We start from the raw sequence: 10,965 nt of genomic DNA, 5'->3' as shown, positions 1-10,965 counted from the left end.
ATATTAGGAAATTAGCAGCTCTACGAGCTGAAAATTTCTTGGACAAAATAAAAAAGGAACGATTTTCATTTTTATATGTGAAAATCGTCCTTTTTATTAGGTTCCAGAACAATTATGTCCCGGCCCCTTTTTTATACTGTTACTCAGTATAAAAACTTATTTTTTATTTACCAAGACTTAGATAAATTCACCACGGAAGTCATTAGAAACACCGTCTTCAAGACTGTAAGTTTCTTCACCACGTAAGATTGTTTTCGCAACTTGTGCGTTGATTGTACGACCTACATATGGGCTTAGTTTATTACGATATTCTAAATCTTCAGCTTGTAATGTGTAAGAAGATTCTGGTTTGATGAAGACGAAGTCAGCATCTTTACCAACTGCGATACTACCTTTGTTGTCTAAGCCGAAACGTTTAGCAGGTTCAGTCGCAATGATTTCAGCGAAACGTTTAAGTGATAGGTCACGTTTTTGAACACCTTCGTCAAATAAGATATCTACGTTATTTTGGATACCTGCGATACCGCCCCATGCTTCAAATGCGTTGTCAGTATCTTTTAAGTCAGGTGTACTTGGTGAGTGGTCAGATGTTACAAAGTTGATGTCACCATTGATAACACGTTCCCACATACCTGGTAAGCGTGATTCTTCGCGGATTGGTGGTGAACATTTAACAACTGGACCAATGTCATCTAATTCTTCTTTGTAGAAGTATAGATAGTGTGTACAAGTTTCACATGTTACGTCTACACCTTCTTGTTGTGCTTTGATGACTTCATCAACGCCTTCTTCACATGCTACGTGAACGATGTGTAAACGGCATCCAGTTTCTTTAGCGAATAAAATCAATTTACGGATAGGTTCAACTTCTGTGAATACAGGTCTTGAATCTACGTAAGCTGCCATTGATTTTTCACCATTTTTATAAGCGATTTCGCCTAAACGGTCTGTAATATCAGCGTTTTCTGCGTGTACAGATAAGATTTTACCTGTTTCCGCAATTTGTTTCATACCTTCGTAAAGTGAGTAATCATCAACGTTTTCGAAGTCGCCATCGATTGAACGGTCACCACAAGTTGCTAGGAAAGCTTTGTAAGCGACTACGCCTTCTTCGTCTAGCTCTTGGATGCCACCGTCTAAGTTATAAGGTACTAAACCGCCATAGCTTGCTACGTCAGCTGATAATTTACCTTTACCTGCGTCAAATTTTTCTTGGATTGACGCTCTATCAGTAGTTGCTGGTACTTGGTTTAAAGGCATTTCAACAATTGTAGTTACGCCACCTTTTGCAGCACCTTTCAATCCTGTTTCGTAGCCTTCCCACTCGTCACGGTAGCCGCCGCCTGGTTCTGTAATATGCACGTGTGCATCTACCATACCTGGCGCAACAACTTGTCCTTTTGCGTCGATAACTTTTTCTGCGTCACCTAAATCATGACCAATTGCTGCGATTTTTCCGTCTTTAACAGCTACTTCTACTTCTTGTTCGCCTTCGTCTAAAATAACACGACCATTTTTAATCAATAAATCATATTTCATTAGCTTTCTCTCCTTTATCCTTTCTAAATTTCTTTTCTAACACATATAAGATGATGTAAGAAACGCCTGCGATGATAAATCCGATAAACCATGAGAAGTCAGAAATGACTTGGAATTTCGGAATGAAACCTAATAGTGAAACAACTACACCTAAAATCGTTGCCACATAAGCAGAGAAGTTAAATCTTAATCCGCCATGATTTGGATCGTTCAGGTCAAAGTACAATCTTTCAATATCGACTTTACATCTGTTGATTAAATAGAAGTGTACGATTAACACACCTGAAACTGGTCCTAAAATCGCACCGATCATATTTAAGAAAACGAAAATACTATCTTCATTTTCCATTAATTTCCAAGGCATAATCAAAATACTTACAACAGAAGCTAAAATTACACCACGACGATAGTTAATCCATTTCGGCATTAATACACTTAATTGGTAAGCTGCTGGAATGATATTACTTGTCGCGTTCGTAGAAATTGTAGTCATTAATAGTACCCCAGTTGCGATTAAGATCGCCCAGATACTATCCCAGTTATTGATAATTGTTAAGATATTCCATTCTTGATGACCCATGAAAATAGAACCACCGATAATGATAAACACACTACTGAATGCGAATAGTAAATGTGCAACTACAATACCTGAAACTTGTCCTACAATTTGTGCACGTGTTGAAACTGCTTTTTGCGTAAAGTCAGAAACACTTGAACCTGGTCCAGCCCATACACCCATCATTGAGTTGAAAATTAAAATGAATGATAAGATAGCTGGATAGATAATACCACTTGATTTAGTTGTAATTTCGTAGTTCATGATGTTATCCCAGCCGCCGGCAACCATGAAGCCCCAGATTGCCATACCGCCGAATACAATGTAAATTAACGGGTTTAAGACTGCAGTGAATTTATTTAATGTGTCACCGCCGCCGATACCAATCGCAAAGTTAATAGCCCAGAATACTAAAAATGCGATTAAACCAGGTATCGTGATGCCTAAAATTGTCGTTCCATTACCTAAATGCTCGAATCCCGGGAAGATTTTAATAAGCAAAATAAGTAATGCTTGAGAGCCTGCGAAGGTTTGTAAACCGAACCAACCAATACCCGCAATCACACCACGTAACACACCAGGAAGTTTTGCCCCGATGTCACCGTACGTTTGACGTAACTGCATGGCAAATGGAATGCCGTACTTAGAACCTGCATAACCGTTAACTGCAAGTAACGACGCAATGATAAACGAGCTGAAGATCAATGCGAAGATAACTTGTAACGGCGAAAGCCCTAGTAGCAAAAATCCGCCTACGGCTGTATAGTTTGGAATGTTATGAACAGCCCCCATCCAAAGGGTAAAGAAGTTGAATGTTGATGTATTTCTTTGGCTGCCTGTTTTAGGCATAACATCCTTGTTATAGCCTCTGCGTTCGAAGAAAGCCGCATCATGAATGCCGCTTTGCGCTTGCCCCTGTTTCGTCATTTCTATATCTCCTTTGAGTTGGAATAAATATGACTATACGTATAATCTTTACTTAAAATTTTACAGTTACTGGAAGCGTTTTTCTTTGTGCAGTTTGACAGTAATTTTTTATAAAATTATCGATTTCGAACAAATTATGTCATTTCATGTTAAAATTTATTTCAGAAACAAAGTTATAAGGAAGGTGATTAAATGCCAACGTTGCAGAATATACTCGCTGCACCCAGTTTCGCTGGATTAAAACTCATTAATAATCAGGGGGATTTACATAGAGAAGTTCGTCACTTAGACATCACAGAAAACATTGATATTAAAGATTACACAGCTAAAGAATCATTTATACTCACAACAGGGTTACTGTTTCAAGATAATCAAGAAGGCTTAAAACAAATGATTAAAGAGTTGAATGATATTGATACCGCGGGGTTAGGTATTAAAACGTCTCGTTATTTAAAACATATCAATCAAGACGTGATTGATTACGCAAATGAATTAAAATTTCCATTGATAGAAATCTCTGAAGAATGGAATTTAGGGGAAATCACAAGACAAATTTCAACTTATATTTCAGATGAACAAACAGCTAAATTAAACTATGCCTTGAATATTCAAGAAGAACTAAACGATATGCTGATTAAAGGTTTCGGTGTCGAAACAATGATTGAAAGAATGAGCCGAATCTTAGGCGTACCGGTTCTGTTATTCAATCCATTCTATATGGTTGATTCACAAAGCTGGCATTATCAACAAAATAATTTGTTAAAACAACAACATATCCGATACTTTTTAGAATACTTACGTTCAGAAAACGCTAATACAATTACACGTAATCAAACGAAATTTACGAATGACGTAGCGATTTTCAAAGTACAAGCCTATGCTTATTTCCCATACTATTTAATGGTGTCAGATATCAATAAACTGTCTTATCCTTTCAGTTTATTGACGATTGAACAGATTGTGACGACTTTAAGCTTTGCGATATATAAAAATAAAAAGATTGAGGAAGCTGAACACTCAGATATTAATCGTTTCTTTGAATCTCTAATCACCAATCGTTCTGATCAATCATTATCGGTTCATAATCACCCGATTCTATTTGAACAATATGGCATTTATCCTTCCGATTATTACCAAATCATTATTTGTGCGATTGATCCGATGGATAATTTAGAAAACAGTCAATATGTAGAAGAACGTTATCAATTTGTTTATGCATGGTTGATACATAAACTCACAGATTTAGATTCACGTATCAGTGTTTATAGTATGCCAAGCAACCGTCGCTTTGCGATATTAATACAATCTAAGCATGAATATTATTTAAATTACTTAAAACATATTCAACAAGAATATCATGAGTTCTTCGACAGCAGTATTTCATTTGGGATTGGTAATAGAGTCACAGAGTTCTCTCAATTATCAACGTCCTTCATGGAAGCGAATGAGGCTTATGAAAGTGGTATAGATAAAGCACGCAAAGCATTCATGAACTTCTATCAATCAAAGAGTATGAAAGAACTTTTACAGTTGTTACCGCCAAGTAAATTGAAACCTTTCATTCAACATACTTTAGGTGACCTAGCCTATCCTAAAACGAAAAAAGACGAAGAATTAAAAGATACGCTTAAAATGTATATGGATTATCAATGTGACATCACTAAAACTGCGAAAAAAATGTTCATTCATAGAAACACAGTAAAATATCGTATTAAGAACTGTGAAGAAATTTTAGGATGCACTGTGGAAGATCCATTCAATTCTTTAAATATTCGTCTTGCTTTATACGCATCAGAAGAAATACTGTTTGATCAATAAAACGTTACTAACTAATTAATTTAACAGGGGGAGCTCCATGAATTTAGACACTGTCATGTCTCATTTAGACACTTTTAATAACTATGGCTTTAATACAGAAACTGGCGGCACAAACCGCATCGCCTTCCGTCACGCTGAACGCTTAGCTGCGTTGAAATTCTCAATGTTGTGCCAAGAAGCGGGACTAGATGTCCGCTTCGACTACTTCGGCAACGTCATCGCAAGAAGAGAAGGCAAACAACCAAACTTACCACCCGTTATGATTGGCTCACATATCGATACCGTAAAAGATGGCGGACGTTACGATGGCTTACTTGGTGTCGTAGCAGCCTTGCAACTCATGCTGCATTTAAACGAACACCAAATTGAAACAGATCATCCAATTGAAATTGTCGCCTTCACGGCAGAAGAATCTGCACGTTTCAACACTGCGACACTCGGCAGTAAATACATTACAGGAAACTTGTCTCAAAACGATATGAAAGAAATTAAAGATAATGAAGGCAAAACGCTATTCCAATTAGTCGACACTTTAAAACAAAGCTTACCTTCAGAACAAGATTTTTATCACCAAGGAGACTTAAAAGCTTTCTTGGAACTGCATATCGAACAAGGACCTATCTTACAAAACAAACACAAAGACATTGGGATTGTGACACATATCGCAGCGCCCCATCGTTTCAAAGTCAAACTGACAGGTGAAACAAGTCATTCTGGTTCAACACCGATGCCGATGCGTTATGATGCTTTAACTGCCGCATCAGAAATCATCTTACAAGTTGAAGCCATCGCACAACATTACCATAAAGCAGGTGTCGTTGCGACAGTCGGTCATTTAGATGCCTTCCCTAATATCATGAACGCTATCCCTGGCGACGTGACATTATTGATTGACATCAGAGGTAAAGAATTAGAATCACGTGAACAAGTTGCGACTGAAGTCCAACAAGCCATTTCAGAGATTACACAACGTCGTAATATTCAAGCTGAAGTGAAAGATTTAGGACAAGATATGCCTGTGGGTCTGAATGCAGAAATTGCCCAAATTACTAAACAAGTGTGCGAACAACATGACTATAGCTATCGTTTCATGTTCAGCGGTGCGGGACATGATTCCATGAACATGGCATTAATCTGCCCTACCAGCATGTTGTTCATCCCATGTAAAGACGGTATCAGTCACTCACCTAAAGAGTCTGTTGAACCAGAAGAAATCGAAAAAGGTATTCAAACACTTATTGATACAGTCATTGAAGTGGCGAAAGCAGACATCAAACTACAATAAAATCAACAACAACGAACTGAAAATTAAACCATTAAAACAAACCCGAGAGAAATTTCCATGATTCCTCTCGGGTTTTATGTATAATAAAATAATAAATAGCAAACAACTCTCTCCAATAGAATCCACCATAATTACATAACGATAAGAGGAGCAAACAACATCTATGAATATCAGAAAACAACTCGTCCGCTTATGTCAGCTACACGGTTACAGTTATAAAACTTTAGCCAAACAATTAAATATAAGTGAATATAAATTAAGACAATGCGAGAAAAAGCATGCACCTTTTGATTTCAATCTGACCTTAGCTTTAAGTCAATTTTTCAAAGTAAGAACCAGTTATCTAACAGCCGAAAATACAGTCTTTTCTAGAACCAATACAGTACAACGCGGGCATGTTTCTATAAGCAACTACGATTTTCATACACACGCCCAACAATTTTACCAATCTGTATATCTAGCGAACTTTGTAGAATTCCAATCAAGATTCGTTAAATCACCTTTTAAACAGATTTTAGATATCACACATGAAATAGAACAGCTTTATGATCAAGCTAACACCCAAAGCGATTTCGTTAGAGATGCTGCTGAAAAAGCACGTGCATTACTTATAAAAGAGCCATCGAATCTAAGGTTGTTATTCATGTTAGAAAAAGCAGGTCTATGTATATGTGAGTCAAATATCAATAACGAAGCGAAACCTTTCAGTTTTTGGTCTGAAAAAGGTATGCCTTATATCGTTCTAAACCGCAATAACGATTATGCGGTAAAAAGCATGTTTGATGTTGCACATGAATTAGGTCACTTACTGTTACATAAACATATTCAATTTGATTTACTCACGTATGAAGAATTTCAAGACATAGAACGTGAAGCAAATACCTTCGTTTCTTCATTCCTATTGCCTGAACAAGCATTTAAAGAAGATCTGAAAAAGGTATCTAACTTGTCTAATCCAGATGATTACACGCCATTAAAACAGAAGTGGTATGTGTCTATTAAAGTCATGGGTCAGCGTGCTTATGAGTTAGGAGTACTCACATTTGAACAATATAATGCTTTTTGTCATGCGATTCATGAAAAGTGTTATGAAGCGGTTGAACCTTTAGATGATACACTAGCACGCAGACATCCAATAAAAATAACTGCTCATTTAGAATACATGTTCGTAAGAAAACTCATTACACCACAAAAATTGTTAGACGTCTTAAAAGTAGAACCTGAATTTTTAACACAGTTAGTCAACATCAATCAAAGTTTATTTGATAAATTCACTAAAAAAGAACCTAAAGAAATTCTAAAATACGATTTCATAGACACTACTGATGACTCTTTTGAATAAAAGGGGTTGAAACAAAAAAGAGTTTACGGTAAGAACTAAAAACATAATAAAAGAACGATTTTCATTACAATACATGAAAATCGTTCTTTTTGATAGATCACAGAAAAGATAAGCATCAATGATGTTTTTTTAAACAAAAGCGATATTTTTCAACTATTGTTTATTCACCTTTAATAGCTTTTCCAGCAAGTTCATCTGCTCTTTCATTATATTTAACGCCACTATGACCTTTTACTTTGTAGAATAATATTTTTAAATCATTTTTATAATTCTCTATCTCTTTCACATACTCTTTGGCAATGTCTGAAGTTGTTTTGTATTCACCGTTTACCCATCGACTTAAATGTATTAAATCATGAATAATTTTTACTTTCTTATAACCTTTCTCTTTACACGTTTTCAAACCATCTAAAACTGCTACTACTTCACCAGCGATATTCCAACTTCCTGAGTACTTGCTTTCGTTTCCAGTACCAGAAAATTCAACTTCGCCTTCTTTATTTGATATTAATATATAACCATAGCTGTAAATACCTTTATCTGAATCATATGATCCGTCTGTAACAATAATCGCTTCATCATCTTTTAAGTCAGCTACTAATCTTTCAACACCGTTCGCGTCTAACATTTCTTCTGTTTCCGGTTTGTTTAAAAATGCTATCGCTTCTTCTTCGTTATCAAATTTTTTATGAATTGCACCCTTATACCCTTTTACTAACGGTTCAACTTTGTCATAGTTATCAAAAATACCAGTTTTTCTACCTTTTTTCACTACATAGTATGCCATCAATACTTCACCTCATTCTAAGTTGTGTTTTAATTATACATTATTGTTCAAAATATACATAATGATAACTAAGATTTTTCACAATCTTTTTTCGTGTATTACTAGCTATCTATATGTTTATAATTCCGAAACCATTTTGTCTCTGTTAAATGACTTCACAAGTAATAAGAAGATAATGATATCTAAGATAATTAAAACGAAACCTGCGATTAAGATAGTTTGATAACCTAGCAGCATAATGCTTGATGCTTGAGAGATGATTAAACCGATAATCGGTACAACTAAGAATAAAGCCACGCTTTGTGCCGACTTCATACTTTTTGCTTTATTCGCAACCATCATAACGAGACATATCGAAAGAAACGTCATTGACGGTATAATCAACAGAATTAAAGAAAGCCAAGCCCCATCATTTTGGACAGCCATAGCTTGTCGTACTTCATTGAAATGCGGTTGGTCTAAAGATTGATTAAATAAGGTCTCATCACCTTTATCAGGTTTTAATAAACCAGTCATCAATTTTATGGTTGTTGTTTTTCCTGAACCATTCGGCCCAAGTATCGCATGAATTTTTCCTGTTTCTAACTCAAATGAAATATCCTTTATGACTTTTATATCTCCAAAACTTTTAGATAAATGTTCAACTTTCGCAATCATGGTGATCAACCTCTCTTCAAATCAACTTATGGTTATCCGCTACCTCAATACAATAATGCGTTTCACCGCAGTTTGGACATGTGAGTTTGCGCGTTTTGAACGTATGATTAGCGAAAATCATGTGACTTAAATTAGGTTTAAAGACCGCTTGGCAATTTGGACAAACATAGCTGACATTTTGATAGTAATACGCTGTTAAGCCTGCCGCAACAAGAACTCTGAACGGAATAGCTTTCGCCCAAACCTTCCAATCTTTTTTAGTCAATGCGCGTACCAAAGCACTGATTTGATAACCTCCGACTGCAAAACCAGTCATCAACAGATTACGACGAATTTGACTCATTTGGTCCATACGTGTTGATAATTGTTCAAAATGATGCGCATTATCCAGTAAACCTGTACTGTCGTCTCCTACAAGTTCATCTAACTTTTGAAGTCGTTCTAATTTTTGTTTTGTTTGAGCTAAAGTATTTTCTAATTCGACTTCTTTCTTTTTCAATAATACTTTTAATGTCGCCGTATCTTCTGCTTCATTTAGAATATGATGAATCTCTTGAAGCGATACACCCATACTTTTTAATAAGACAATACTTTCTAATTGTGTTTTATCTGATTCGCTGTATACTCTGCGATTATGTTCAACACGACTTGGTTTCAGTAATCCTTTTTGATCATAATATTGCACTGTTCTAACAGACACTTCACAAGCTTTAGCTAATTCACCTGTTGAATATTCCATTCAAACTTCCTCCTTACGCTCTATAATTTCTCTACACTCTTAGCTTACGCTATAACGTTGCGTCACAAGCAAGCTTTTTATTGTTAAATTAATGTAAAGTCAGACTGACGTACGTCTTATAAACCTTGTCATGACAACACTTTTCTTATTTACATAATCTTAATAGTTTAACACGTATTTTGTCTTTCAACTTTTAAAGTATAATGCTACACTTTAGACGTGTACATATTAAATTAGAAGTAAGATATAAATATTCTAATAAGGAAGGTACCTATTATGAAAGTATTGATTACAGGCGGTGCTGGTTTTATCGGTTCGCACATCGCAGAGAAATTTAACAACGAAGGTGGAGAAGTATTTGTCGTAGATAACCTCTCTACAGGTAAACGAGAAAACATCCCTTTTATAGATGAAGATCATTTTTACCAAAATGACGTAAAAGATTTTGAACTGCTTGAAGAGCTTGTGAAAGTACATCAATTCGATTATGTCTTCCATTTAGCCGCAATGGTCAGTGTCGTAGAAACTGTGGGCAAACCAGTTGAATCTAATGGGGACAATATCGATTCAACGATTCATTTATTAGAGGCAAACCGTCAACATAACCCGAATTTGAAAAAATTCTTATTTGCTTCATCAGCTGCAATTTATGGTGATTTACCAGATTTACCTAAATCAACAGATTCTAAGATTAATCCTTTATCGCCATATGCAGTACAAAAATTCGCAAGTGAACAATATACAAAGATTTATCATTCACTTTATAACTTACCAACTGTTTCATTACGTTTCTTCAATGTTTATGGTCCAAGACAAAACCCGGAGTCAGACTACTCGGGTGTATTATCAATTTTAAATCAAAAATTCTTAAACAAAGCTGATTTTACTTTCTTTGGTGATGGTAAACAAACGCGCGACTTTATTTATATTAAAGACTTACTTCAAGCGATTTGGATTGTGATGGAAAAAGAAGAAACAAACGGAAAGATTTATAACGCAGGTACTGGAGATGAAACAGATTTACTGACTGTTTTCAAAGCCTTTTCAGACTATTTCGGCTATGAGGTTCACTATTCATTTAAAGATGAACGTGCAGGAGATATCAAACATTCTTGTTCTGATGTGACACCATTAAAAGCATTAGGTTATCAACCAGATTACCCTGTCTCTAAAGGGATCGCAGAATACCTAGAATATAATAAAAATTAACTTTAGAATAAAAAAAATTCCCAAGCGGCAATCGTTCGCTTGGGAATTTTAGCATTTCAATTCATTAGGGTACTTATAAGAAATCAACTTCTATTCTGTATATTAC

The 10,965-nt window shown here is 35.6% G+C and carries 9 protein-coding genes; 4 read left to right on the top strand and 5 right to left on the bottom strand.

Translation table 11 applies throughout. The features are described from left to right. Nucleotides 1–177: 177 nt before the first annotated feature. The gene (gene allB / locus BU038_RS10550; RefSeq protein WP_107606012.1) at nucleotides 178–1,539 is read right to left on the bottom strand and encodes an allantoinase AllB; all 1,362 of its coding nucleotides are present in this window, start codon (nucleotides 1,537–1,539) and stop codon (nucleotides 178–180) included. Beyond that, complete coding sequence (gene allW / locus BU038_RS10545) at nucleotides 1,529–3,022, bottom strand: allantoin permease (RefSeq protein WP_107606011.1); 1,494 nt, start codon at nucleotides 3,020–3,022, stop codon at nucleotides 1,529–1,531. The genes allB and allW overlap by 11 nt, the downstream gene beginning before the upstream one ends. Nucleotides 3,023–3,214: 192 nt before the next feature. On the opposite strand from allW, the gene BU038_RS10540 reads away from it, so the two are divergent. The 3 genes from BU038_RS10540 (at nucleotide 3,215) to BU038_RS10530 (ending at nucleotide 7,467) form a co-directional block, all read left to right on the top strand. Continuing rightward, nucleotides 3,215–4,840, top strand: a complete 1,626-nt coding sequence (locus BU038_RS10540) for a PucR family transcriptional regulator (RefSeq protein WP_107606010.1) — start codon at nucleotides 3,215–3,217, stop codon at nucleotides 4,838–4,840. Between the two features lie 37 nt (nucleotides 4,841–4,877). Continuing rightward, nucleotides 4,878–6,125, top strand: coding sequence for a Zn-dependent hydrolase (locus tag BU038_RS10535; protein WP_107606009.1), 1,248 nt, complete (start codon nucleotides 4,878–4,880; stop codon nucleotides 6,123–6,125). Between the two features lie 163 nt (nucleotides 6,126–6,288). After that, on the top strand, nucleotides 6,289–7,467 hold the full coding sequence (locus tag BU038_RS10530) for an ImmA/IrrE family metallo-endopeptidase (protein ID WP_107606008.1): 1,179 nt from the start codon (nucleotides 6,289–6,291) through the stop codon (nucleotides 7,465–7,467). 160 nt (nucleotides 7,468–7,627) lie between these two features. On the opposite strand, the gene BU038_RS10525 is transcribed toward BU038_RS10530, so the two are convergent. The 3 genes from BU038_RS10525 to BU038_RS10515 form a co-directional block, all read right to left on the bottom strand. Then, nucleotides 7,628–8,254, bottom strand: coding sequence for a viroplasmin family protein (locus BU038_RS10525; RefSeq protein WP_107606007.1), 627 nt, complete (start codon nucleotides 8,252–8,254; stop codon nucleotides 7,628–7,630). A 117-nt stretch (nucleotides 8,255–8,371) separates the two neighbouring features. Continuing rightward, complete coding sequence (locus BU038_RS10520; RefSeq protein WP_107606006.1) at nucleotides 8,372–8,911, bottom strand: ATP-binding cassette domain-containing protein; 540 nt, start codon at nucleotides 8,909–8,911, stop codon at nucleotides 8,372–8,374. A gap of 16 nt (nucleotides 8,912–8,927) precedes the next feature. Then, nucleotides 8,928–9,650: a MerR family transcriptional regulator gene (locus BU038_RS10515; protein WP_107606005.1), complete on the bottom strand. Its 723-nt coding sequence runs from the start codon at nucleotides 9,648–9,650 to the stop codon at nucleotides 8,928–8,930. 276 nt (nucleotides 9,651–9,926) lie between these two features. Here BU038_RS10515 and BU038_RS10510 point away from each other — a divergent pair, with 276 nt between their 5' ends. After that, nucleotides 9,927–10,859, top strand: a complete 933-nt coding sequence (locus BU038_RS10510; protein ID WP_107606004.1) for an NAD-dependent epimerase/dehydratase family protein — start codon at nucleotides 9,927–9,929, stop codon at nucleotides 10,857–10,859. The last annotated feature ends 106 nt before the right edge of the window (nucleotides 10,860–10,965 follow it).

The sequence above is a fragment of the Staphylococcus simulans genome (genome assembly GCF_003043455.1).
GTDB lineage: Bacteria > Bacillota > Bacilli > Staphylococcales > Staphylococcaceae > Staphylococcus > Staphylococcus simulans_A.
This window is presented reverse-complemented; position numbering and strand designations above follow the sequence as displayed.